This window comes from Paenibacillus sp. N3/727 (genome assembly GCF_022637315.1).
Lineage (GTDB): Bacteria > Bacillota > Bacilli > Paenibacillales > Paenibacillaceae > Paenibacillus_AQ > Paenibacillus_AQ uliginis.
In genome coordinates, this window is sequence record NZ_CP093336.1 from 4,024,123 (window position 1) to 4,049,713 (window position 25,591).

Genomic DNA, 25,591 nt, shown 5'->3' on the forward strand with positions numbered 1-25,591 from the left:
GATTAAGCAGTTGGTTTTTCTATACATATGGATGGATTTTTGTTCTTTTCTCTGGGATAATGTGGGATAGTATTTATTTTCTATTTATCTACACATATCTGAATTAGGGGGATTTTAGCATGAGTGAAAAACGTGTCATTACCGCCGAAGACTTGCACCGTATGCACTGGGTGAATGATCCGGTCGTTTCTCAACAAAGCGGCGCGATAGCGTACGTCTCAAAAACAGTCAGCGATAAGCATGATGGTTATCGCTCCCATATTCGCCTGATGGATGCAGATGGACGCCGTGATATTCCTTTTACGGCGGGAGAACAAGATGCTGCACCCGCTTGGTCACCGAACGGTTCCCACATCGCTTTTCTTCGAAAACATGAAGATGCACGACAAGTATGGATCATTCCCGCTGATGGCGGCGAAGCTCGCGTAATCACGAATGTTGAGCATGGAGTCAGCGCATTTAAATGGTCTCCAGATGGAGAATCTTTACTGCTCAAAGCTGAAACAGCTGATGGGGAAGAACTGGAACTTGAAAACGAAAAAGCTGATCAGCCTAAAATGCCTGAGGAAAAAACGATAGATCGCATTAAATTTAAAGCCGATGGCGGCGGGTTATGGAATGGCCGTAGAAGTCATCTTTTCCTGTGGGACCTCTCAACGGAGCATTGTACTCAACTTACTTCCGGAACATTTGATGTATTTTCCTTTACCTGGTCAACGGATGGACAAGAAATTGCCTATACTGCTAAAATTTCATCCGACGATTATCAGAATCCTGATTTAAAGCTTACGAGTGATCTGTTTATCGTAGATCGTGAAGGCAAGTCGACTAGACAAGTGACGGACGGAAAATTATCGATTGATTCCATAACATACACACCGGATGGAAATTCCATTCTCATGCTGGCAGATAACTTGTCCCATGGATTTGCTACTCTGACCAGAATCTATCTGATACCTACACACGGCGGATCATATCGCGCACTGTACGATGATATTGATGTTCAGCTCGGTCACAGCTGTGTCAGCGATATGCGTTCTGGAGCCGGAACAGCGCCTTTGTTCAGCCAAGATGGGCGATATGTCTACGTACAGCTCAGCCGTAATGGCGGTGTTCATATTGGACGCTTTGCATTGGATGGTTCGGAACATCATGTAGAGGTCAGCGGGGATCGTGAGATTTACCAGTTTGCTCTGACGCAGGACGAGAACATCGTATTTGCAGCCGCAGATCCTTTGCAGCCAGGTGATTTGTTTACATACAACCGAACCAGCAGTGAAGAGAACCGTTTGACCCGCTGCAATGAAGAGTTATGGGCAGAGCTTGAGCTCAGCGAACCGGAAGTGTTCACGTTTGAAACTTCAGACGGCTGGCCGATTCAGGGATGGATGATGAAGCCTGCAAATTTCAAAGAAGGCTCTAAGGTTCCGGCCATTTTGGAAATTCACGGTGGTCCTCAAGTAATGTACGGCCATACCTTTATGCATGAATTCCAGCTGCTTGCTGCTGCAGGTTATGCTGTCTTCTATACAAATCCCCGAGGTGGTCATGGCTACGGACAGGTTCATGTGAATACGGTCCGCGGTGATTACGGCGGAAGAGACTATCAGGATCTCATGGAAGCAGTGGATTATGTTCTGAAGACATACACTTATGTAGATGAAACACGCCTCGGTGTAACGGGCGGCAGCTACGGAGGCTTCATGACTAACTGGATTGTTGGACATACGGACCGCTTTAAAGCAGCCGTTACTCAGCGCTCCATATCGAACTGGATATCTTTTTACGGGGTAAGTGATATTGGATATTACTTCACGGAAGATCAAATTTGGGGCAACCCTTGGGATGATCTAGAGAAGCTCTGGAAGCATTCCCCTATCGCTTATGTAAAAGATATTCATACACCTCTGCTCATCCTTCATGGCGAGCAGGATCTGCGCTGTCCGATTGAGCAAGGTGAGCAATTGTTTGTGGCGTTAAAACGACTCGGCAAGAAAACTCAATTCGTCCGTTTTCCTGCCGCGGACCACAATTTGTCCCGAGCCGGTCACCCGCACCTTCGCGTAAGACGATTAAGCCATATCGTCCGCTGGTTTGAAGAACATATTGAAAAATAAACGCAAAAAAGACTTTGACCGCCTTACTACGGGTCAAAGTCTTTTTACTTGCATCTGATCTACACAGTAACCATTGGGGATTGAGGTCCGATCTTAAGAACCTCAATGTTGTTTGACTCGGCCCATTTTAAAATTTCACGGATCCCTTCACAATTGGCATCCATAAATTTAAATGTGCTCCGAACCCACGGTCTCTTCTTCTCCTTCAGCTTAAGGCTGAATGCTGCACTTCGGCAGCCTGAAACCCGGATAACCTCAATGTCTTCAGCCTTTATAATCTCTCCATGAATACGAATTACATTAGAATCGCTTTGAATTTCAACACCGCGTCTTACCATTCTGGCGTATAATTCCACAATGAGTGCGATCACCATGATGACGTTCACTGCCATCTGAGCGTAGAACAGCACCGGGAATGATTGCTGGGACCAAACCCCGATCTGGAACATGATGATACTGAATACCAAGGAAACGAAAATAACTTCTTTCATACGGGTGGCATATTTGATTTGATAGTTCATAATAAATACACTCCAATCTGTGTGAATTAATCCATTGAATGAAAGTGCTTACAATTTATCATACCTTATTATACCACCGTTGTACATAATTTAGACACAATTAAGCCGCATTTTTGTCAATTATTTTTCGCGAATGTCCTTGTTCTAATGAATTTTATTGATCTAAATCACAAACCCACTATAGATTAATGAAAATTATGTATTTCATAATCCCGATTTGCGGTAGTATTATTTTTATAATTTCTTCAGAAATCATTACGGAGGGTTTACCTTTGGGAAATTCATCTAAGATGAAAATGCGGGAACGTCCTAAATTGAACTACTTTATATTGTTACTTGTTGTATTTGGTGGCTTTCTCATCTTTGGCTTCTCCGAGAACATTAAGGGACCTGCGATTCCTCGGATGCAGTCCGAGTTCCAGCTTGATGAAATGCAGCTCGGATTATTACTCGCCTTTAATTCTCTTGGTTACCTGATTGCTTGTTCGTTCACAGGTATACTATCCGCACGGATTGGCATCAAATGGACCGGAATTCTGGCTTTCAGCTCTATGACCGTTTCCGGGGTGCTGATGTATTTATCAACGAGTTATGCATTTTTGTCGGCATCCTATTTTCTTATGTACATAGGCAACGGTATGCTCGAGATCGGACTGGCCATTATGGCTGCCCGTATCTTCACGAAAAATACAGGCACGATGATGAATTTGTCCCATTTCTTCTATGGGCTCAGCTCCACGGTAGCGCCGATTATCGCCTCCTCCATGATGGGATGGAATGTATTTGGCGGCGAGCTTGGTTGGCGCGGTATGTATTTGATCATGCTGTCTCTTTCGTTGCTGCCCATTATTCCTTCTGTCATTGGCAAGTTTCCAAGTGATGACTTAAAAGCTGAGGACCGAATCCCGCTCAAGCAATTCTTTAAGGATAAGATCGCTTGGCTGATCGTCGCTATTTTGTCTTTCGGAGTAGTTTCGGAATTGGCTGTAGGAGGCTGGCTCGTTTACTATTTGGAAAAGGCGTAATTCGCAAAAAGGATGAATTGGTATAGTAACCTCCAAAACAAACAAAAGGCCTCCTTCTTGTCGAAGAGGCCTTTACCTTTTACCCATATTCATAATAAATCGATCATTTAATACGAGAAAGCTTCATACCTGTTGCAATGGAATCAATTACGGTGATGAGTGCGATGATATAAATAAGCCCTTCCCTTGAACGATCCCAGATCGTACTAATGGTTTGAAAGCTCTCAATGCCTTCTGTAGTGACGCCTGCCTGTATTAACTCATTCATAAACTGAGGATTCCAAATGGATGGGTCTGAAAACATGACCAATACAAAAATCAGCGATATAACATTAAAAAACAGATGAAAAACAACGATTTGACGGGTCCACTTTCTCGTAATCATTTTCATACAATCCCTCAGGACACCAATCGCTGTCAGTACCCAAATAAACGGAATGTATTTACGGAACACCTCTTCGTTAAACACAGGAATTACGGTGGACTGACCGTCCCTAAACAAATGTACTCCTACCAGATTTAGCGAATAGGTAAACAGCACAAGAAATACAATTGAAAAAATAATTCCGAGAATGGGCTCGATCGGCTTAATTACGGTTTTGGAATCAGGGATGGAAGGTAAATCAGATAGTTTCCACGTCTTCTTCGCACCAGCTCTGTTATCTGAAGTGCGATCTCCCCGGAGATCAAGCAGCGCAAACACGATTGTTACCCATGCAAAGCCTTGAAAAATTGCGGAAAACAAGGAAGCCAAGTATTCTGCAAAATGTTTCGCAATATTGACCGGTCCCATAAAAAATTCGATGACAAATCCGACGCTCATCGCTATCACAACCGAAAACATAACGATCTTGAGTACAGCTAGGTAAGGGTTAAACCGTTCTGGACTGATTAAATATCGTGCCTTCCCCCGATACTTATCTGCCAAGACAGATGGGTCACCGAGTTCAATTAGCACTTCTTCCACGTCGCTTTCTTGTACAGGCCCACCCTGAGTCCGTTCTTCCAGCATATCTTCGATCAGACCCGTCAATTCTTTTTCAATTTCCGATCTTTGCTGTGCAGGCAGCTTTTGTGTTACCGCATAAACATACTTTTTAATGAGCTCCATGTCTTATCCTCCTCCATGATCAATTAAGCCTTCCAGACTGCTGATCATATTTCTCCATTCCAGGCAAAGCTGTTGGTACACTACCTGACCTAAAGGGGAAAGTGAATAGTATTTTCGCGGGCGTGCTTCGTTGGTATCCCATTGACTTTCTAAGAGCTGTTGCTTTTCCAACCTGCGAAGGAGCGGATACAATGTTCCGGGATCCACACTGATCCCCTTTTCCTCTAGAACTGATACGAGTGAGTATCCGTATTGGGGCTCTGACAGTTGGCTTAGAACACCGAGAATAATCGTTCCTCGACGCAGCTCCTGCGTTAAACCATTGATGATTTCATTCACTTCAGTCATATGATCAACTCCTGTTGTTATCATACTGTACGCCACACACTATTGTAAACAAACAAATATCATATATCGCATAATATATTTTTACGAAAGCTCCCAGAACGCCATAACGCGTCGCATTAACAGTGGTCCAGAAATTGTCCTTATTAAAAAAAGCTGGCCCGATTTATTATCGGCACCAGCTTATTGTGATCATTTTATTCCACTATCTTTCTAATCGCAGTCTACTTCCCACCATCTAACGTATTGCCCCGTATAACAGCTGCTTCCTGTTCCCACTTAATGTTCAAGGACATCGATCCGTCTTCAAAAAGATCAGGATTGTCCGATACCTGAAAATGCAAGTGAGCTTCCGTGGAGTTACCTGAATTGCCGCATAATCCGATTAGATCACCTTGGCTCACCTGATCCCCCGCGTTCACTGTCACAGAACCTTGTTTCAGATGGGCGTATATACTGTATTCGCTATTCCCATGATCAATAATTACGTAATTACCCATAGGCTGATCCTCGTTCGTAACACCTACCGGAGTATTGTCCGTAATATCATTTTCCGACATAAAAACTTTACCTTCAGCTGCGGCTATTATATCTTGACCAAACGCATAATAGCTCTCACTGTGCATTGGATCACCCTGATATGTGTACCCATTCTTCATCTGTACTAAGTCCACAGCATAACGCTGACTCTCATGTTCGTAATGATAGTTGTTCATCACGTGATGGCCTCCCCAAAAGACAAACCACTCCCCCCGAAAAGGAAGCTTGAATGTCGTCTCGGTCTGTTGTTGATCGGTCTCCGGAAACCTTTCAAGCGGACACAACAAAAGGCCGACTATCGTCCCCGAGCCATCCATAGCAGCTTGAATCCCCTTCAAACCACTATCGTCGATCCAGCTCATTATTGTGATTCCATCGAAATTACTCTTCAGTTCCACCTGAAATGAAATTACACCTTGTGTGTATTCGTCGCTCATCGACTTGAATTGGCCAAAAGTTACAATGGATTGAAGTTCTTCACTCATGTTTTGATAGATTTGGCTGTGCTGCCCTATCATCATTAAAGCGGTTATATCTTCTATAAATATTTTTTGTAACATGAACATATCCTCCATCGTAAAAATTTATTGCCGGATTGAATGTTTGTATTTTTTTATATTTTTCTCCAATCCAGCGCCTTCTCATATCTATAGCAACAGTATAAACTTGGAACCTTATGGCAGCAAAAACACGATCTTAACAGACATTGAATTTTTCAAAATTTCTTGTAAGCATGTTAAGCGGCTGTTAAGGTACCTAGAGAGAAGGACAGAAGATTGCGGGAAGCAACACCCCATATCGGCTTATGGCTGGATACATCGAAGTTGACACCTGTGGAAACCGTTGAAGAAATCTGGAACAGAGCTTGGAATGAAGCCAGAATATAGCAGCTACACCTTAGATGTTCTCTTGTATTGATCAGGTATTTTTCCATATGTTCCGATTCTCCACAGCAGCTCCATCGGCCCCATCATGAATTTTTTTAACCAGATGGAACTGAGCACTATTTGAAAGATCAGAATTCCTGCTGCTATGGATGCAAGCGTCATGTAGAAGACGTTATTTTCTAAATCAAACACGGCATTTAAACTTAAAATAATGACAGTCTGCATCAGGTAGTTGGTTAATGCCATTCTGCCTAATTTGTTAAGAGGCATCAGCCATTTCTGAACCGAAGTACGTTCCAGAAGAAGAGTTAACGTAGTCACGTAGAACACGTCGATCACCAAGCCGCCTACAGTCATTCCAATGTCCACATATCCCGTATGAGAGATAATCTGTTCTTGAGCCCACAGAGCCAGAGGAATAAGCAGCAAGGAGAGAACCTGCATGATTCTAAAAATTTTCTTATGTTGGTGAATGTTCTCAAAAACTCTGCTCTGACCCACAGCCAAGCCTAATATAAACATAACGATCGTTGATCCTATAGCCCCCAGCCATAGAGCTGGAATCCACAACACAATCGCAATCCCAAAGTTCACTCTAGACTTTAAACGATATAACGGCAATAACAGAAAACCCAGTATCGAATACAGAACTAAGGCTTCTCCTGGCTGGAACTGATGATGAATAAACCCGATAACAAATAATACGATCAGTCTGCGGACAAACAGAATGTTGGCCTTTTCCCCTCTCGCCCTTGCCCGTGTTATAAATAAATAAAAGCCGATGCCGAACAGAAAGCTGAATATCGTGTAAAAACGTTGGTACACCGCATTGTTAATAAATGTTCTGATGTTACGATCCATAATACTAAGAAGGTCCGTCGCACTCGGGTCAAAAAAATACGGAACCATTTGGTATATATTAATAAAAATAATGCCGACTAAAGCAAATCCCCGCAAATAATCAAGCGTATCTATTCGTTTCAACATAAACTCCCTTTCGTTCTGATATATTTCACGTTCTGAATTTCATTTTAATTCACACCTCCTATCGGGAGTATCGATACAGCTTACGCCAAACTTAATTTATTGTAAGGTTATGTTCGTTCACACCCCAGATTTTACCAAAGTTTCGATTCCTGTCTGCTCGTCAATCCGATTTCATTACTCCCAGTGATGTGAACACTAAAAAGAGCCTTGAATCAAATTCAAGGCTCTTTTCGGTAAATCATTGAATCTAAAATAGACTAGCTTTTTCGTGCTTGTACTTCCTCTACTGAATCCCAGCGATGGCTGAACTTCTCGAGACGTGAATGAACCTGTTCCGGCTTCGACGACAATATAAGTCTCAACTTGACGATCCATTCCTCGAATGAAGAAAAGGAAGCAAAAACATTAGCCATCTCCGGCGACATATAAACAAAATGTGGTGCCTGGTATTTATCTGTCAGATGACGAAGCGCCGCATCAATCGGGGTATATTTTTTACGCTTCCCTTCCCACAACTCTACAATGACATTGCGGCGGTTTAACTCCTCTGTCCATGCAACCAACGGTTTTTCTCGTTTATAAAATGCACTGGCTGGCTCCTTCGACATCCGTTTTACGGTCTCTTCATGCAGCGGATATAGAACCAGCTTGGCAAAAGACTGGCTTTCCAGAAGCCCAAATGCTATATCCAAGTCCGACTCCCGGGCATTTTCAAATATATCATAATATATTAGGGTTCCTTTAACTCCTTCTTTTGGTGACTCGTAGCCGTACGGAACATGCTGTAAATTGCGTTTCATACAACTTTCCCCCTCTCTCTTGATGTTACTGTTACCTCGTATCGTGCTGTCCTACTTAACTATTCCCCATTATTGGAGAATCATTAACACGACGGATCCATAACGGGAGGTTTGCGATGCTTGGTTGCCTGCTCGTAACCATAAGCAAGCTTGAATAATGTAGGCTCATTGAAAGCAGTTCCTACAAAGGTAACGCCCTGCGGTCCCTTTGTGTTGTAACCTTCAGATGCAATAACTCCTTCCTGCGCATAACCGCCGGGAACGGTGATAGCAGGATAACCCATTTGAGCAGCAAGATCGTTGCAGTCTTCATCTCCCAGAAACATAATCGCATCTAACTGGTATTCTCTTAAAACAAAATCGATCCCTTGTTCACCTGCAAGCTCCAAATTCTGCTTGATACTGTCCAAATACTCCTGCTCTGTAAGTGTACCGTTCGTTTCTTCACACATTATCATGAGATTTTGCCCATATTTCAGAGCTTTGTCAGCATGCTCTTCATTAAAAGCGATCACGTCCGCCAATGAATGCACAGGAATGGATTTTTCCAGTTTGCCTAAATAATCATTGAGGTACTTTTTAAATTCATACTTAAGCACGACCGAATCCCATTGTGTTTCTTGGCTTGGAAGGTCTACCGGATCAATGATGGTTGCCCCCTGCTCCTTCAATACCTCTATGGCTGCCTCAATGACCTCGAGTCTGTCCTTGTCCAAATCCTTGTAATAGTGGCGGGGGATTCCTATTCGTGCCTGCTTCAAATAGTCTTCATCCAAATACGCCGTATAGTCCTGATTCACATGCACCGCACTTGCCAGCGTCTTCTCATCACGGTCATCCACGCCTGTTAATGCACTAAGGATAATGGCCGCATCGCTAACCGTTCTCGTCATCGGTCCAGGAGAGTCCTGAGTGTATGTAATCGGAATGATACCGGTACGGCTGACTAAACCAACCGTTGGCTTGATTCCGACAAGGCAAGTCTGACTAGCCGGACTAATGATGGAGCCGGATGTTTCGGTACCTATGGCAGCTGCGCACAAGTTAGCCGCCGCTGCCGCTGCTGGGCCCGAGCTTGACCCGCCAATGAATAAATCCCCGGGACCATACGGATTTAACACCAGTCCTCCACGCGAACTGTAGCCTGCCCACATGGTCGTTGACATAAAATTGGCCCATTCGGTCATATTGGCCTTTCCGAGCAGTACTGCCCCAGCAGACCTGAGCTTAGCGGCAACAAAAGAATCCTCAGAAGCATATGAATCAGCTAATGCAAGCGACCCAGCGCTCGTATGCATCCGGTCACCTGTATCGATATTATCTTTTAACACGATAGGTATTCCGTGCAGCTTGCCCCGGCTTCCTTTTTCCCGGCGTTCCATATCAAGGCTTCTGGCAATCTCGGCAGCATCCGGGTTAACCTCAAGGATGGAACGGAGCTTCGGATCATACTGGGTAATGCGGTCTATGTATAACTGAACTATTTCTTCTGAAGTGATCCAGCCATTCCCCATCGCCTGCTGCATATCGGTGATGGTTGCTTCAACAATCCAAGTCTCTTTATCTAGTAGCATATATTTGACCTCCTGATTATACGATTCATAAGATTTATCATGACAAATTAACGTTTCATAATTTCAACGCCATTAACAGATTATGTTACGGATTCGAGAACAGAGGACAAAAACCCTCTAAACCGTTAAAAAAGAATGAACTAAGAGGACAGAAGAAACAAACGGACCACCCGAGGATACATTCTCGGATGGCCCGTTATAATCTCATGATCTGAAGCCTCTTGCTTTCCAACCGAATCCTCAGGCTAATGAACTGCACCGATCAACTGTTTGGATGCGTCATCCAAAACAGCCTTCAACCGGTTTACCGTTTGGGGAATATTAACCTTGCCCGGATCTTTTACACCATTATAAGGATCAACTGCGAAACCGACGGCTTCCATCTTCCAAATCTCCTTTTCAATGGCTTCACCCAAAGCACTATCTTGTTCTGTGATGTAATTCACCTTAATAGCATCCCGGATTCCTTCCTTCATCCGTTCAAATCTAACAGTGCTTAATACCCCCGGATACACCTGGGCTGAATCCCCTGATTCCCATGTTTTAAAGTCGGTCGTTTCGAACGGATTCTCAACAAAGGAGTCGAAGGCCCACCTCAGATAACCATCTGTTTTGTGGCGCATTGTATACCACATAACCCATACCGATTCTGCAGGATTAGAACGGATAAAGCTGTTCGGATAATGTCCTACACAGTTATAGATGGTAGTGATTAACCCGAGTGATCTCCGGTGTTCGGATACCGAATATAATTGTTTACTGTCGTGTTCAATGTAGATAAGTCCTACAGAAATATTATGAATGCGATCCAGTCTCGGATCGTTTAGATTATTGTAGTTCATGGCGGCCGACATTTTCAATCTGCCTCCGGACACTTCCTCAATTAAATCCGCGGCCTTGATCATTTCGTCTAGCGAGCGTTCATCATTCGCCATGTACGTAATATCCAACCATCCTTTTTCCTCCAGATGGGGCACGAATGCTTCCAGGAAAGTTCGCCATATACCGGACCAGCTGGGATCGGTGACCGATACGATTTCAGTGATTTCTTGATTCTGTAATTCATCATAATATTTAATTTTACTTGCCCATGACACCATGCTGTAGGCATCAATCTGTTTATTGATTCCCAGATCCATCATGAACTGAACCCACTTATCGAATATATCAAAATCAAACTCATAAGTGCCGTCAGCTTTTTTTGTCCATTTCACCATCGTGTCATAGATATCATACGTTTGTGCATTCCAGGGATCATAGGTTACGGTGGTTGTAATTACTTTTTGACCGGCTGCAGCTAACATTTCATAATGCGGTTTCATGGCATCAAAATGGGCTTTTATCCACAGCTGATCTGACGATATATTGTTCACCCTGGCTACGGCATACGGATTTTGCCATAAATCAAGAAAAAAGACCCAATCCTTTATATCTGGCAAGGTCAAATCAAGCACTTCCAGCTCACAGTTGAAGGTCACGCTGTCACCGGATGCCGAGGTTGCTGTTACATGACCCTTGTACCATCCAGCAGCTGTGTCTTTTGGTACATCAATGGAAATCCAAATAGGCTGTACGCTGAAGGGTTCGATGTTTACAGGATCTGTAGAACCCAGAATATCCGGTATGATCTCCTGCGGATTCCCCTGGGAGGGATTTCCTCTTGCCGCTTTGGTCGTTTTCACACAGTGAACAGACATTCGGGAGCCGTCAATATTATGATTGTTCTCCCCTTTCAAATCTCCTGCGGATAAGGTAACTTGCTCCTGTCCTTGGTTAGTCGACCATAATACCAGCTGTGCATTTGCACGGTCACCCTTCCATGCATTTCCTCTCCATGTTTTCTCCGCCATCTGAACAATCTCGTTATAATCGACTCTCTTATAATCATCAAATAAGTTCTCTACTACATAATGCATATCCGTCGATCCTACAGCGCCTTTCAAGGACTCTCTACCTTCTGTGGCTTCGATTTCCCGAACCGATTCGCTACTTCCATCTTCCGACATTGCCGTAACGCTTAATCGCTCGCTGTTCAAATTTTTTATCCTCCTCTCTTGTCAATTCGAGCCAAGGTCGTAATCGTAATGACTAATGAATCGTGTCAATCTCTTCCTTCGTAACAGACAGTTTACGATGCCTATTAGAAAGATCTTTCTTTCCTTCAATAGCATTTTCCTGCTCCGCTTTACCCAATAATTTTTTATGTCACAAACTATCTCTCTAGCCCTTTATGTAAACGCAACAGACATAAGTTCATTCTTTTGAAAAAATGCAAGGGCTGTCTCCATTGTCGATGAATCATATACTTATGGAACAGCCCTTACGCTTAACTAATAGTAATAATTGGTGCAGAAATCGTCGGCTGTGTTGTTATTGTTGATGTTGTGTCCGCAAAACTAGAAATTTCCACAAGAATCGGAACACCTGCTGGAACTTCTGTTGTATCCAGAACTAAATCGGCAGTCGTAAGTGTTGAGAGAGAGCTTTGCTGCAGCACTCCATTGATATAAACATTGGAATAATCGGACCCTGTTAAGGCTGGAAATGCGGTAATCGCTGCATTTGCATCATCTACAAAGCTGGTTGCAGGCATCGTTGTTGAAACCGCACCTATCATATCAGCAGTGATTGAAGCAAAGTAACGTGTTACTTCAGGCGTCACCGAAGTGCTAATTGTTCCTCCAGTTGCTACGGGAGCAGAGGCAACTGCAGTATATACCGGTTTGATCACTGGCATATTTCTCACTCCTTTCTTTTGTTTTTTTAATCAATGGCAGAAACGATAGCCAATAATAGTAAATGATTAGTATTTTTAATTTGCTTCCGACATAATTACTTTTATTTTCAACTTCATCGATCTGTTGAACATAAACATAGTTACATTCCCTCCATAAGACAGGTAGATGTCCACTCATCTAAACGTTCAACCACATATGTTAAATGAACGTATACTGAGGAGGTGATTACACGGATGAAATCCATTACCTCAAGAAAAAAAAGAACTAAAAATAAATGTAGCAGAAAATCTTATACCATTAAAAGAAGGAGAAAGTGTCGCCCTCCAAGAAGAGTTAGGCTATTCTGTTTTACTCGAACTTTAAAGCCTCAAGTGCTGCAAGGACCCCAAGGTCCTCAGGGTTCACAAGGTGCTCGTGGTCCAGATGGGCCGCAAGGGCTGCAGGGGCCTCAAGGTTCACAAGGTCCAGAAGGACCAAAAGGTCCTCGGGGTCCAGAAGGACCGAAGGGTTCTCGGGGTCCAGAAGGACCGAAAGGTTCTCGGGGTTCAGAAGGACCGAAAGGTTCTCAGGGTCCAGAAGGACCGAAAGGTTCTCAGGGTCCAGAAGGACCGAAAGGTTCTCAGGGTCCAGAAGGACCGAAAGGTTCTCGGGGTCCAGAAGGACCGAAAGGTTCTCGGGGTCCAGAAGGACCGAAAGGTTCTCGGGGTCCAGAAGGACCGAAAGGTTCTCGGGGTTCAGAAGGACAGCAAGGACCCCAAGGTTTAGAAGGAACGCCGGGTCTCCCAGGGACCCCAGGTCCGCAGGGACTCCAGGGTCTACAAGGAGATCAAGGACCTCGGGGACTACGGGGCCCACAAGGAGATCAAGGACCTCAGGGACTTCAGGGCCCACAAGGAGATCAAGGACCTCGAGGGCCTAGAGGTAAACCGGGAGTTGTGATTATCCCCTCTATATTTATCTTACCGGACGTACAAAGATTTTTTTATGAGCTTGACTCGGATATCGTTTTAGATGCTCCCCTCGTTATTAACGCTGATCAATTTACGGATGATAATGGAAACGCCGCAGTATCCTTAACGGACTCTGGTCCGAACAGTTATACCAATCTATTCATTAACGGCATGATCCAGGAAGGCCGTATATACAAGGTTAATTCTCAGGCTATGATCATTGAATCTCCAGGTGATTATATCCATGCAGGTACTCCTATTATTTTGGAAACTCATCGCTTCACTGCGCAAATCGTATCATGATGTTTACCGATGTACCTCAAGAAGACTTACCGCACTTAGCGGTAGTTTTTCTTACGGGATAAAGTTACAGTTTACTCCGATGTTTATACTTTATTATCTCTTCAAAAAAACCACTGATTTCATGAGGCCACTGAAGAACTTGTAGTTTTTCGGAGCAGTTAAGAGGCAAACATAAAAAGACGACCTTCATTCCCAGTTTTTTGGGGTGAGGGGCGTCTTTTCATTTTCTAAGCAGGCCTGTTTGCAGCTTCAATATTCGCTTTAGATTAACCGTAAATATAAGCCATATCGCCTTGGAGCTCCATCCCTAATAAATCCGAGGATGTGGCTATATCATACCCGTGCCTGTGCTTGAGTTCGCTGTTCTTTGCTTCAATTTTGTAGCGTTCCTTTGCTTTTACTTTGAAGTACTCACTTTCTTGGAACATCATTTGTTCCGTATGCTCGTTTAATTTTAAGACCTTAAACATGTATAACCCCGTCCTAAAATTAGGACAGGGTTATAATAATGTTGTTTAATTTTTGATAAAAAACACTTCACCGAACTTAAAACATATCAATAAAGTAGTTTAAAAATCTAGGTTTTATTCCATAATAGCGCCCGATAGTGAAATACCCCACACTCCATTTGCAACTAGATTACTCTGGTAGGTTCAACTGCCAAGATACGCCAAACTGATCATTCAGCCATCCGAATTTTTTGCTGAACCCATAGTTATCTATAGGCATAAGTGCTGTACCATTTTGCATCATTTTCTTATAAAGGCTGTCGATTTCCTCTTCGGTATCACACGTAAGATAGATAGAAAAAGATGGGGTAAACGTAAATTCGTGGTCAATGTAACTGTCGATACACATGAACTCCTGCCCCTTTAACGAGAATACAGCTTGTATAACTGTACCTTCTTTACCGGGTCCTTCAGCCCCGTATCGAGTAATGCTTTTAATTTCTGAATCCTCAATAAGTGATGTGTAGTATTTCATAGCTTCTTCTGCAATTCCGCCTTGAAACATTAAAAATGGCGTTACGTTCTTCATATTTAACTTCCCTTTCTTCACATAAATTTTGTTGTTGTCTCTCTGTTTCAACTAACTCTTTAAGTCCCAAAAACATAAATGTAAACCCTAGTGTTCTTCCTTTTTCGCTTTCAATAACTCATTCATTCTTCCATTTACACTCCTATCAATTAATTTTGCCCTTTCCAGAACTTTTATATGCTCTGAAATAGCAACCAAAGACATATCAAAAGGCTCTGCTAATTCAGAAACTGTTTGGCCCGATTGTTGAATAGCATGGCTGGCGTTTTTTAAACAACATTATTATTTTTCAAACGACTTTATTGTAAATTAAACAACTTTAGTTGTTACTTAACAAATTATACAGAAAAATAGGTACAGTCTCCTCAAAATTTTGGGAAACTGCACCTATTTAGCATAAAGTGAACTTTTTCAGTGGCCTCGATTTCATCAGCGGGTTTTTAAAATACGAGAATATTATTCTACAACGACACCTTTCTTCAGAATCACGTTGGCATACAGCGCTTTTTCTCCCGCTGAAACAATGGCATACACTTTTTTCGCACGTTCATAAAAAGCAAATCGTTCAACCACTTTTAACAATTACATAATTAGCCTGAACGCAGACCGCGGGTGATTCCGCTGTATTTGGCAAATGCTTCATTCCATTGTTCTGTACTGTATGGATCAAAAGACACTATCGGGAAAGATTTCTTGACAAGCTCTATGCCCTCTTCCCGGCTTTTAAGTGTACCGTTCGCAATAAATTGGACAAGCATGTTACCGATGGCGCTGGCCTCGACCGGACCCGCCCATACTGGGCGTCCCAGAGCATTGGCCGTAAATTGACAGAGAAGTTCATTTTGGATACCGCCGCCAACCATATGAAGCCCTGCATACTGATTTCCGGTGAGCTGCTCGATTCTTTCCAATACCTCACGGTATCTAAGTGCAAGGCTCTCCAATATACAACGCACAATGTCGCCCTTGCTGTGCGGAACCGGCTGTTCCGTCTCGCGGCAATAGTTCTGGATGGCTGCCGTCATATCCGGAGGATTCATGAATCGCAGATCATCCGGATCAATGAAGCTACGGAAATGCTGAGCCCCTTCGGCCAGTTCTACAAGATCACCGAACGTGTAACCTTCCCCTTCACGGTCCCATTGACGTTTGCATTCCTGCAGAATCCACAGCCCCATGATGTTCTTCAGCAGCTGAAAAGTTCCGTAAGCTCCACCTTCATTAGAGAACCCAAGCTCCAGTACATCCGGGTGGATCAGAGGCTCACTTAGTTCCGTACCGAGAAGGGACCATGTTCCGCATACCAAATATGCAAAAACTGGGGAGTCAGCAGGTACGGCTACTACAGCAGATGCCGTATCGTGAGAAGCAACAGCGATCGCATGAATAGCTGGAACATCAAGCTCCTGGCACACGGAGTCCTGAATTTGCCCGATGATCGTCCCTGGTTCCACAGGATCTATGAACAGAGACGGATCAAGTCCCAGTTCTTCGATAAGCTGCGTGTTCCATCTTCTGTCCTTCACGTGATACAACTGTGTCGTTGTTGCCATAGTAAACTCACATATCTGCTGTCCCGTCAGAAAATAATGAAGCAGATCCGGCGTTAACAACAGCTTATCAGCAATATCCAGCTTCGGAGAACTTGCCTCCACCATCGCATGTAGTTGATAAATCGTGTTAAACGGCATGAACGCCAGGCCACTCTCATCAAATAAACGCTCCCTACCAACCTGCGCACATGTCTTCTCCACCATCCCGATCGTTTGCGTATCCCGGTAATGATAAGGAATGCCTACGAGCTCTCCATTTCTGTCGATAAGTCCAAAGTCCACGCCCCATGTGTCCATGCCATAACTTTCCGGTGTGTACCCGGATTGAAAGGCCTTCTGGATGCCATTCTTCACTTCCTGAAAAAGCGCAGCTATATTCCAGTGCAGGTAATTTCCGAATTGGACCGGAGTATTGGGGAAACGGTGAATCTCAGTAATTTTGAGCAGCCCCGGCTCTCCCTTTTCCTGCTGGATGATTTCTCCGATTAACGCCCGGCCGCTGCTTGCCCCCATATCAAATGCCAGTACCGCAGATGTATCGTTCATCAAAAGTACCACCCTTCAAGAAAAGATTACTTCATCTTTTGCAACAGCTGAATACGGTAATCCTCACTCTCAAGCGCCGCAATATCATCCACTTCCTGATCACTTAACGGCTTAGGCGTACCGGCTGCACGGGCGCTCAAATAAATTTTCGCGCTTTCTTCAACGACTTGGGTACGGTAGTAAGCCTCCCGAAGATTACGCCCAGTTGTCACCAAGCCATGGTTTCCGAGCAGGATCGAGCTTGCTTCGGTCACTTTCTCAGCTACTGCATCGGCCAGCAAATCTGTTGTCGGAATGATATATGGGATGTAGGAAGTTCTGCCGACAAGTGCCGCCTGATCAGGAAACATAATTGGAAGTTCCTGCTCAATCAGTGTAAAAGCGATACAATGCGATGGGTGGGTGTGAACCATAGCTCCCATATCCGGTTTCGCCCGGTAACCATACAGATGCATAAGAACTTCAGAAGATGGTCGTAGACCAATATCTGTAATAGCTCCTGTTGGAATATCTACTTCAATCCACTGCTCCGGTTCGATTTCCTCTAACGCGAAGCCGCTCGGAGATAAGTACATCTTATCTCCGGCTCTTGCACTGATATTTCCACCTGGTCCAACAACCAATCCGTTATCCACGATTTTACGGGCATATTTGCAGAGCTCGTTTCGTGTATCTATGTTTTGCATAAGGTTTCTCCCTTCGTCAACTCCAGCTTAGTTATAAAGCGGACCGAAATTTTGACATGCACGGAAATCTGCGCTTTCCGAGTGTTCTGTTCCGAACATGCCCCATGCTCTTGGACGGAACACCTTATCAGCAGGGACATTGTGCATGTTGACCGGAATTCGGAGAATAGACGCAAGCGTAATAAGGTCAGCTCCGATGTGTCCGTAACTGATCACACCATGGTTCGCTCCCCAGTTATTCATCACTTCATATACACTTGTAAATGCACCTGTACCTGTCAAATTCGGTACGAACCAGGTGGTCGGCCATGTCGGGTCCGTCCGCTGATCGAGTGTATCATGCACATGCTCAGGCAGATCAACGGAATACCCCTCTGCAATTTGCAGCACCGGACCGAGTCCCTTCACCAGATTCAGCCGGGACATGGTCATAGGCATACCACCACGGGTTAAGTAGTCGGTCGAGAAGCCTCCGCCTCTGAAATACTCCAGAGATGCCGGTCTCCATTGTGATGCTTTCAACGTTCTTTCAACTTCCTCGTCCGTAATTTCCCAGAAAGGTTTCATGGCAGGCTTGCCATCCCGCTCCTGTTCACCCGTACCGTCTAAAGCCGCAGAACCGGAGTTAATCAGATGAAGAATTCCTCCCTCTGCTTTCCCTTCCAGCTTGTGTCCCGTAACACGTTCCACCGAAGCCGGACTCCAGTATGTTCTGACATCCGCAAAGATTTGCGCAGTGTTCGTCAGCAAGTAACCGAACAGCATATTCACACCATTCAAGCTGTCGTTCTCGGTAGCAACAATGTACGGAGAGCGCTTACCATTCCAATCAAATGATGAATTCAGCATCGTCTCTAGGAAATCACCATTTGGTGAATGATCCGTCCATTGTCTCTGCCCTTGGAAGCCGGAGGCAATAGCTCCATGGCCCTGCGCTTCTTCCCCGAAACCGAGTTCTGCCAGACGAGGGTTTCCGATCATCAGATCGCGAGTAATTAGCGTCATTTTGACGACTGTTTCCCATTCCAGGTCTTTTCTCTCGCGGCTGCTCTGCAGATGCTCTGGATTGTTGTCCTTGCCTTCCTTACAGCTTTCCTTCACCCATTTCAGTGCCGCCTCATATTCCTCCGGATCATAGATCCCTTCTTCCAGTCGGCGAGTAAACTCACTCATATCAACATATTCGTTGCGCATGCCAAGATACTCTTGAAAGAACGAGTCGTTCACGATAGAACCGGCAATACCCATCGAAACGGAACCCATCGATAAATAAGATTTTCCACGGATGTAAGCTGCGGAAAGCCCACTTCTTGCAAAACGAAGCAGCTTCTCCTGAACGTCATCCGGAATGACGCTATCTCCTTCATCCTGTACGTCCTCACCGTAAATGCCGAACGCAGGAAGACCTTTCTGTGCATGAGCTGACAACACCGCTGCCAAATAAACTGCTCCTGGTCTGCCGGTTCCGTTAAACCCCCATACCGCCTTCGGAAGTGTCGGATCCGTATCCATCGTTTCTGTACCATAACACCAGCAAGGAGTGACGGTAATGGTCAGACCTACTTCGGAGTTCTTGAATTTTTTTGCTGCCGCTGCTGCTTCCGCTACACCACCGATACAAGTATCTGCGATCACACACTCCACCGGTTCGCCATTCGAATACCGCAAGCTATCGGATAACAGCTTCGCAACCGACTTTGCTAAATTCATCGTTTGGTCTTCAAGTGATTCGCGAACCCCTTTTCTTCTGCCGTCAATCGTCGGCCGTATGCCAATCTTCGGAAATCCATCTCTCCATCTGTAATCGCTTTCAATCATGATTAATACCTCCTGGTATTTTACTTATGGATCTATTGTAATAAGGTTTGAGACAGGCGATAACCCACTATATTGTTGTTTCCTGACAACAAGACAGCAATAAAAGTGAACATTATTATATAATGAGTTTATATTGGATTTTTGGAGGGACTTAGGTTGCCTAAAATCGAAATACCATACAGCAAGAGTGACCAATTCAGCTTTAAACGTAACCCGGAGCTCCTTTTTGCTGGTCAGGTTGTAGATGAATTTTTCTACGGGCCTCCGCAAATCCACGATTATTGTGAAATCATTTATATTGTCGAAGGAAGCGGAGAGTTTATTATCGGCGGCAAAACCTATGAGCTGCATCAAGGGGATGTAGCCATATATAATCCGGGAGTACCTCATGAAGAGCGTTCCAGAGCATCGGGACCTTTTAAGGTCATATACTGTGGTGTGGACAACCTTCATATCGATGGCGTTCCGCAGGGGATGCTACTTCCCCCTTATGTCGATCCGGTCATTTCATGTGAGAAATATGCCTATAAAGTGGAAAGCTATCTATCCGAAATACTTCAGGAGTGTGATTCACAGGTACTGGGATATGAGACGCTAAGTACAAACCTGCTTATGTCTCTCATTACGGTCATCTACCGCATTGTAGATGTGAAGCATCAATTCCAGTCACTTAAAGGGAAGAACGAAATCGCCCTTCGAACTAAACATTTTATCGATAAAAATTACACACAGAGCATTAGTCTAAAGGACATAGCCGATACACTGTATGTGAGTCAGCACTATTTGTCCCATCTGTTCAAAAAAGAGCTCGGCGACTCTCCCTTCAACTACCTTATATCTCGTAGAATCGAAGAAGCCAAACGCCTGCTGGCAAACTCCGACAGCCCTGTGCACGAAGTGGCCTCCCTTGTCGGCTACGGGAACGAGAAATACTTTTCCATTCTGTTCAAGAAAGTCACGGGACAAACACCGAGTTCATTCCGGGACCAGGAACGCAATGATCAATCGAACAAAAACTAAATAACAGACAAGGAGTCAGCTTGAAGGGTCTAATTCAGACCTTTCAAGCGCCCCCGTCATACTGCCGTTTTTAATCGCGTCGATTTGTTGTTTACCCGAGTCAAACCCGATGACAGTAATGCCTCTTGAATTTAAACGGCCTGCTGCGCACATTCAAAAACGTCGTAACCCGTTAAAATATAATAAAGCTGTCCCCAGATCAATACTCAAGGTGACAGCTTTTTCCAGGTATAAACAGCTCTTTTTAGAATCAACTAATCCTTGCAAACCATCAGTAAATTGCCATCTGGGTCCTTAATCACAAACCAATGCTCGTGTTCAATATCCGTTACCAGGTTTACACTAGTCACTTTGGCGTAATTGTAGGATGCTTCCAGATCATTAGTCAGCAGCATAAAAGCAGGCGTTGAAATATGGAGCGCTCCGCCCGGCTCCTCTCCGCCCCACAGGGGCATCGTATCGAGAATGACCCCAGTACCTTGCATTGGAAGTGGACACAGATGACCGTTCATAATGCTGCAACTTTCTGGATCGATACCAAGAAGAGTGCAGTACCATTCACGTGATTTCTCAATGTCTCGTACAGGAACAAAAACACTGCCAACCTTGTTTTGAATCGGACTTTCTGGCGCAGCTGTTTTGATATCGTTCTCATTACTCTTCATATGTACCCCTCCAAATAGCTTTTTGGCAGCCTAATAAGTCCCAGTTATGAACATCATAGCAAACATTAAAAGTGAAATGTGCTATTTTTTATCAAATCCATCCGTTATTTCAACTGCCTCTGATAGCATAAGAAAAACGTCTATCGACGTACTCCAAAGAAGACAGACCGCATTTTAGCGGTAGTTTTTCTTGCGAGATAAAGATGCTGATACTCCGAAGTTTATACTTTCTTATCTCTTGAAAAAACCGGATGACCTGTTACTCAGGCCTCCGGCTGTAATTGAATAATAATCTATTAAAAATAAGGTGCATGTTTAATGGATATGGCACCTATTCTCTCCAGTTTTGTCTGGCAGCCCAGACGGTATCCCTCATCAATCTCCTCTGGATCAAGCCGTTTCTTCTCCGCTTCATTTGGAGGGGATAGATATTCCAACCCTTCACTGACATGACATCGGCAACGAGCACATGTCCCTCTTTTGCAGAAAGAATTCCAGTCCACTTCATTCTTCTCCGCCAGATCCAATACCGTCAAACCAATCACGGGCGCAACGAATCGTTGAATATTTCTGCCTTTTAGTTCTACGATTTGCTCTTCTGTTTCTTCGTGCATGTTATTCCCGATCGCAGCAGAACTCTCCGAAACCGAGTTATTCTTTCCCTCCCGGCCTTTCCAAAATTTAAACACGCTTCATTCCCCCTCAATGAGTTCATTAAGCTTATGTACACTTGAAGTCAGGCATCAGATGGGTATGAATCAACTCCTTAAATTCAGAAATATTAGACATTTCCCCGATACCTTTGCCTGTATGTTTTTCATAAATGGATTTTACAAAGTTCGCACCAAAGTCATGCAGCAGCGTCCCTGCAAATAGCAGGTCAATAAACTCACTGTATTTCAGATTCCTACACTTTATAAACTCATGAACAGTTTCTACATCACTTTGAAACAACTCAAACACAATCCCAGGATACTCATATTCTACCGGTGCAACGGAGCTGTCAGCAAAATCAATAATATAAACTTGATCCTTCGAATCAATTAATACATTGTCACCCGTAAGATCTCCATGAACATGTATGCAAGTACCGAGCTCATAATGGTTCAGAAAATGCTCAATCTGTTTTCTTAACTCAGGAGACACAACCTTCCAGCGATCATTATGGATTGCTCTCTCAATGATCACATCACGACTCACTTCTTCGTCCGGCAGCGTGTTCAACTTTACCATATCCTCCTGCAACTTACCTACGAAATCACGCTTTTGCTCAACCGTAAATCCATTTATGGCGTCACCGGCACTTTGGCCTTCGATAAAATCCATAATGATATACTTGAATTCATATTTATCATTAATTTTGGACGCAGCTACAATATTCGGTGTGCGTACGCCTTGGTCAATCGCTCGTTGCATCGCCGACCGTTCAGCTTTATAGTCCTGATCCGTATTCATTCCAGACGAAGTCGGTGCAAATATTTTGATCACGTAAGATCCTGCTTTGAAGACGGCATTTGTTCCCGGTGTTAAATGAGATATATCTTCCGCTCCCATTAATCGTTCCCTTACAAATATCTCCTGAATCAGAGGTCTAAAATCCTCGATGGATTGATAAACAGCTCCCCAGCTGTTCCAATCATTAATTTCTTTAGTAAACAAATACGACATTTCGTAATCAAACCTCCAGTTGAATCTCATACAATTAGATCAACACTCTTTACCTACTTATAGTAACATCATACAACAAAAAGCCCGCGAAATTCATCGCGGACTTCTATTCATTGCGAAATATTAATTCATACTACCTACCATCTGAACATAATCCTCTTGGCTGATGACACGACGAGCTGTTACATAACGGTTCTTATAGTAAGATTCCGAGAGCTTGCTGATTCTAACTCCTCTGCTAGTGGATGCATGAGCAAACTCATCATTTCCAATATAAATTCCTGCATGCGAGATACCGCGGCCACTTGTATTGAAGAAGACCAAATCTCCCAACCGAAGATCATCTTGATCTACGTAAATACCAGCTTCTGCTTGTGATACCGAAGTTCGCGGCAAATTTAGATTATATTGATCAAATATGTACAAAATAAATCCGGAGCAATCGAATCCGCTTACAGTTGTTCCTCCCCATTTATAAGGAGTTCCTACTAGTTGTGTAACTTCACTCTGAAGCTTCGTCTGATCAGCATATGCCGTAAAGGCGCCAGAGGAAAAAATAAGTGCAGACCCTAGTAAAGATAATACGACTTTCTTCAAATACACTTTCTCCCTTCGGTGCCTACGGAGTTAGCTAAGGGTTCGGTTGAAGGTCTCCTATATTCCCTTGACTTCAAGAATAATTCACCCAGATCGGTTCCCCCGTTTTCAAAACGAAATTCGGCAAATTCATTAAAGTTTTGTAACTCTATCATAGAGTAGTATATTTTGAGGTGATATGTCAATCGTATTCAGTAACAAAATTGTAATTTTATTCTGCAAATCTCGCTAATCACCCGTCATGCTCTGCAGTGATGTCAACTAACAGCAGATTGACCCGTTTTTGTATTTATCGCTCGTATTTTCGTTGGACTCTCGGAAGTAATGTAACTGCTTGGATAATTAATCCCAACGCAATATAAATAAAATGTACAATGGAGAAACCGTTTATGATATAGATTTGAATGGTGATCCAGATGATGATAGCAAAACCTATGTATAGAGAAAAAGTCCATGACCAGTGTTTATTCGAGAACATGTTGAGTTTCTCAGCAGTTATACATTTCCATTGACGTGTTAAACCCGATGCAACAAAACAGGGTATAACACCAAAGACGAAAAATAAAAGGATACCAGGAATAAGAAAGTTCGAAAAAATAGAACCTTTGATCATAGATACTGGCATGTCAATTAAATCACCACTTGGATCCAGAATTAAGGCACCGCCACCGAACAATGCACCTATACCCATAAAAATTTGTAGGCAGACTAGAATAATCGATTTCTCTTGCTTTTTATCATGATCCACGATTAATAAACCTACTTTCTGTTCTTATTTATTACAGTTTACTAAATATTTCACAAGTTGAAAGTGATATATAATGATCACTGCCTGAAGATCTTTGCCGTCATATACCATCGCTGCGTACTGAACACCTTTGTTGACTACCCCTTTCTCTTTCTTTAAACTGAACTTGATTATCAGTTTTAAGGAGGGACTTACGAATGTTGGCTTACCAGAACTCTTTATCAACTTGCAGATATCCGCATTGTCATAGTTTTGCACAGGTGACTTATGAATAGAGAAGTATTTGATCGTGAAATGACGAAGATACTCGACTCCGAATTGAAGCTTCCCTTGATTCAAATCGGATTAATCCGTGATGTCATGCTGAAAGAAGACAAAGCAGCGATGACTCTAATAACCACAGAGCTAGAACAGGAGCAAGGCATAACAGAAATACGCTGTAAACAGATTGAAGAGCTATTGCGCACAATGGGAATGACAGATATACATATTAGGATCAAGCAAGTTTCTGCCGAGGAGAAGCATAGCATAACTGTTCGAGCACAGGAGATGAAACCTTCTGGCCAACAGCCTGCCAATAGAGGGGGGGCACAGGGTTCTTTTCCAGTAAGTCCTTTGGTTAAAGCGGGTGTCCAATTTATAGCGGTAGCCAGCGGAAAAGGCGGCGTCGGAAAATCGACCGTTACACTGAATCTGGCTCTATCATTACAGAAGGCCGGAAAGAAAGTTGGAATCATTGACGCTGATATTTACGGTTTCAGTATACCGGATATGATGGGAATACATGAGAAGCCGGAACCTACGAATAGCCGCCCCACACCGATAGAAAGAGACGGTGTTCAAGTCATATCAACCGGATTCTTTGTTAAGGGTAACGACCCTGTCCTGTGGCGGGGACCCAGACTAGGAAGAATGCTGTCCAGTTTTTTGAATGATGTGATGTGGGGGCCACTGGACTATATGCTCATTGATCTCCCGCCTGGGACAGGTGATATCGCTCTGGCTGTTCATCAGATGATACCTGAATGTTCTGAAATTATTGTCACTACACCACAGTCCACAGCAACAGTCGTTGCAGAGCGTGCGGGACTAATGGCCCTTCAGACCAAACACCGTATTCTCGGCGTTGTGGAGAACATGTCTTATTATGAAGATCCTTCAGGCACCAAGCATTATATCTTTGGCAAGGGTGGCGGGGAAAAGCTGGCAAACCAGCTGAATACGTCCCTACTCACCCAGATTCCAATTGTTCCGGATGAAATGGAATCGACTAAGCCGAATCTGCTCAGCTCCATTTACAATGACCTAGCTCATCATATTATTCAATCTTCATAAATGCATGACAAAAACACCC

The 25,591-nt window shown here is 43.7% G+C and carries 24 protein-coding genes, 3 pseudogenes and 1 riboswitch; of the genes and pseudogenes, 5 read left to right on the plus strand and 22 right to left on the minus strand.

What is annotated here, in order from left to right:
* The first annotated feature begins 119 nt into the window (after positions 1-119).
* The gene (locus tag MNQ98_RS18420) at positions 120-2,117 is read left to right on the plus strand and encodes a S9 family peptidase (protein ID WP_241929567.1); all 1,998 of its coding nucleotides are present in this window, start codon (positions 120-122) and stop codon (positions 2,115-2,117) included.
* Positions 2,118-2,176: 59 nt separating this feature from the next.
* On the opposite strand, the gene MNQ98_RS18425 is transcribed toward MNQ98_RS18420, so the two are convergent.
* Positions 2,177-2,638 carry a hypothetical protein gene (locus MNQ98_RS18425; RefSeq protein WP_241929568.1) on the minus strand — a complete coding sequence of 154 codons (462 nt, stop codon included), beginning with the start codon at positions 2,636-2,638 and terminating at the stop codon, positions 2,177-2,179.
* 290 nt (positions 2,639-2,928) lie between these two features.
* Here MNQ98_RS18425 and MNQ98_RS18430 point away from each other — a divergent pair.
* A pseudogene (locus MNQ98_RS18430) lies at positions 2,929-3,660 on the plus strand (MFS transporter); the annotation flags it as partial.
* A gap of 106 nt (positions 3,661-3,766) precedes the next feature.
* Here the strand turns inward: MNQ98_RS18430 and MNQ98_RS18435 are convergent.
* The 9 genes from MNQ98_RS18435 to MNQ98_RS18475 form a co-directional block, all read right to left on the minus strand.
* Positions 3,767-4,774: an HAAS signaling domain-containing protein gene (locus MNQ98_RS18435; RefSeq protein ID WP_241929569.1), complete on the minus strand. Its 1,008-nt coding sequence runs from the start codon at positions 4,772-4,774 to the stop codon at positions 3,767-3,769.
* A gap of 3 nt (positions 4,775-4,777) precedes the next feature.
* Complete coding sequence (locus tag MNQ98_RS18440; RefSeq protein ID WP_241929570.1) at positions 4,778-5,122, minus strand: PadR family transcriptional regulator; 345 nt, start codon at positions 5,120-5,122, stop codon at positions 4,778-4,780.
* Positions 5,123-5,343: 221 nt separating this feature from the next.
* Positions 5,344-6,219, minus strand: coding sequence for a M23 family metallopeptidase (locus MNQ98_RS18445; RefSeq protein ID WP_241929571.1), 876 nt, complete (start codon positions 6,217-6,219; stop codon positions 5,344-5,346).
* Positions 6,220-6,549: 330 nt separating this feature from the next.
* Entirely contained in the window at positions 6,550-7,533 is a 984-nt protein-coding gene (locus MNQ98_RS18450; RefSeq protein ID WP_241929572.1) for a DUF418 domain-containing protein, read from the minus strand.
* A gap of 257 nt (positions 7,534-7,790) precedes the next feature.
* Positions 7,791-8,333, minus strand: coding sequence for a hypothetical protein (locus MNQ98_RS18455; protein ID WP_241929573.1), 543 nt, complete (start codon positions 8,331-8,333; stop codon positions 7,791-7,793).
* Positions 8,334-8,416: 83 nt separating this feature from the next.
* Entirely contained in the window at positions 8,417-9,907 is a 1,491-nt protein-coding gene (locus MNQ98_RS18460; protein ID WP_241929574.1) for an amidase family protein, read from the minus strand.
* A 245-nt stretch (positions 9,908-10,152) separates the two neighbouring features.
* The gene (locus tag MNQ98_RS18465) at positions 10,153-11,943 is read right to left on the minus strand and encodes a DUF4091 domain-containing protein (protein ID WP_241929575.1); all 1,791 of its coding nucleotides are present in this window, start codon (positions 11,941-11,943) and stop codon (positions 10,153-10,155) included.
* 290 nt (positions 11,944-12,233) lie between these two features.
* On the minus strand, positions 12,234-12,644 hold the full coding sequence (locus MNQ98_RS18470) for a DUF4183 domain-containing protein (protein WP_241929576.1): 411 nt from the start codon (positions 12,642-12,644) through the stop codon (positions 12,234-12,236).
* A gap of 349 nt (positions 12,645-12,993) precedes the next feature.
* Positions 12,994-13,536 (minus strand): hypothetical protein, encoded by a 543-nt coding sequence (locus tag MNQ98_RS18475; RefSeq protein WP_241929577.1) that lies wholly within the window; start codon positions 13,534-13,536, stop codon positions 12,994-12,996.
* A 44-nt stretch (positions 13,537-13,580) separates the two neighbouring features.
* On the opposite strand from MNQ98_RS18475, the gene MNQ98_RS18480 reads away from it, so the two are divergent.
* Positions 13,581-13,898, plus strand: a complete 318-nt coding sequence (locus MNQ98_RS18480; RefSeq protein WP_241929578.1) for a DUF4183 domain-containing protein — start codon at positions 13,581-13,583, stop codon at positions 13,896-13,898.
* Positions 13,899-14,118: 220 nt separating this feature from the next.
* On the opposite strand, the pseudogene MNQ98_RS18485 reads toward MNQ98_RS18480, so the two are convergent.
* The 7 genes and pseudogenes from MNQ98_RS18485 to MNQ98_RS18510 all read right to left on the minus strand — a co-directional run.
* Positions 14,119-14,356: pseudogene (locus MNQ98_RS18485) on the minus strand (IS5/IS1182 family transposase); the annotation flags it as partial.
* 181 nt (positions 14,357-14,537) lie between these two features.
* Positions 14,538-14,936, minus strand: a complete 399-nt coding sequence (locus MNQ98_RS18490; protein WP_208919258.1) for a VOC family protein — start codon at positions 14,934-14,936, stop codon at positions 14,538-14,540.
* A gap of 87 nt (positions 14,937-15,023) precedes the next feature.
* On the minus strand, positions 15,024-15,140 hold the full coding sequence (locus tag MNQ98_RS29770; protein ID WP_347272220.1) for a hypothetical protein: 117 nt from the start codon (positions 15,138-15,140) through the stop codon (positions 15,024-15,026).
* A gap of 252 nt (positions 15,141-15,392) precedes the next feature.
* Positions 15,393-15,512, minus strand: a pseudogene (locus MNQ98_RS18495) (RbsD/FucU domain-containing protein); the annotation flags it as partial.
* 14 nt (positions 15,513-15,526) lie between these two features.
* Positions 15,527-17,035 carry a rhamnulokinase gene (locus MNQ98_RS18500; RefSeq protein WP_241929579.1) on the minus strand — a complete coding sequence of 503 codons (1,509 nt, stop codon included), beginning with the start codon at positions 17,033-17,035 and terminating at the stop codon, positions 15,527-15,529.
* A gap of 26 nt (positions 17,036-17,061) precedes the next feature.
* Positions 17,062-17,721, minus strand: a complete 660-nt coding sequence (locus MNQ98_RS18505; RefSeq protein WP_241929580.1) for a class II aldolase/adducin family protein — start codon at positions 17,719-17,721, stop codon at positions 17,062-17,064.
* A gap of 27 nt (positions 17,722-17,748) precedes the next feature.
* The gene (locus MNQ98_RS18510) at positions 17,749-19,539 is read right to left on the minus strand and encodes an L-fucose isomerase (RefSeq protein WP_241929581.1); all 1,791 of its coding nucleotides are present in this window, start codon (positions 19,537-19,539) and stop codon (positions 17,749-17,751) included.
* A 156-nt stretch (positions 19,540-19,695) separates the two neighbouring features.
* On the opposite strand from MNQ98_RS18510, the gene MNQ98_RS18515 reads away from it, so the two are divergent.
* Positions 19,696-20,559 carry an AraC family transcriptional regulator gene (locus MNQ98_RS18515; protein ID WP_241929582.1) on the plus strand — a complete coding sequence of 288 codons (864 nt, stop codon included), beginning with the start codon at positions 19,696-19,698 and terminating at the stop codon, positions 20,557-20,559.
* 254 nt (positions 20,560-20,813) lie between these two features.
* Here MNQ98_RS18515 and MNQ98_RS18520 read toward each other — a convergent pair whose 3' ends face one another.
* The 5 genes from MNQ98_RS18520 to MNQ98_RS18540 all read right to left on the minus strand — a co-directional run bounded on the left by MNQ98_RS18520 (position 20,814) and on the right by MNQ98_RS18540 (position 24,237).
* A complete protein-coding gene (locus MNQ98_RS18520; protein ID WP_241929583.1) occupies positions 20,814-21,224 on the minus strand; it encodes a VOC family protein in 411 nt (136 codons plus the stop codon).
* A gap of 296 nt (positions 21,225-21,520) precedes the next feature.
* Positions 21,521-21,913, minus strand: a complete 393-nt coding sequence (locus MNQ98_RS18525) for a 2Fe-2S iron-sulfur cluster-binding protein (protein WP_347272221.1) — start codon at positions 21,911-21,913, stop codon at positions 21,521-21,523.
* 31 nt (positions 21,914-21,944) lie between these two features.
* Positions 21,945-22,892, minus strand: coding sequence for a phosphotransferase family protein (locus tag MNQ98_RS18530; protein ID WP_241929584.1), 948 nt, complete (start codon positions 22,890-22,892; stop codon positions 21,945-21,947).
* Between the two features lie 123 nt (positions 22,893-23,015).
* Positions 23,016-23,489: a C40 family peptidase gene (locus MNQ98_RS18535; RefSeq protein WP_241929585.1), complete on the minus strand. Its 474-nt coding sequence runs from the start codon at positions 23,487-23,489 to the stop codon at positions 23,016-23,018.
* Positions 23,490-23,493: 4 nt separating this feature from the next.
* A riboswitch (cyclic di-AMP (ydaO/yuaA leader) is annotated at positions 23,494-23,625 on the minus strand.
* Between the two features lie 153 nt (positions 23,626-23,778).
* Positions 23,779-24,237, minus strand: a complete 459-nt coding sequence (locus tag MNQ98_RS18540) for a hypothetical protein (protein ID WP_241929586.1) — start codon at positions 24,235-24,237, stop codon at positions 23,779-23,781.
* Positions 24,238-24,504: 267 nt separating this feature from the next.
* Between MNQ98_RS18540 and MNQ98_RS18545 the strand changes: the two genes are divergently transcribed.
* On the plus strand, positions 24,505-25,572 hold the full coding sequence (locus MNQ98_RS18545) for an Mrp/NBP35 family ATP-binding protein (protein ID WP_241929587.1): 1,068 nt from the start codon (positions 24,505-24,507) through the stop codon (positions 25,570-25,572).
* Positions 25,573-25,591 lie beyond the last annotated feature (19 nt).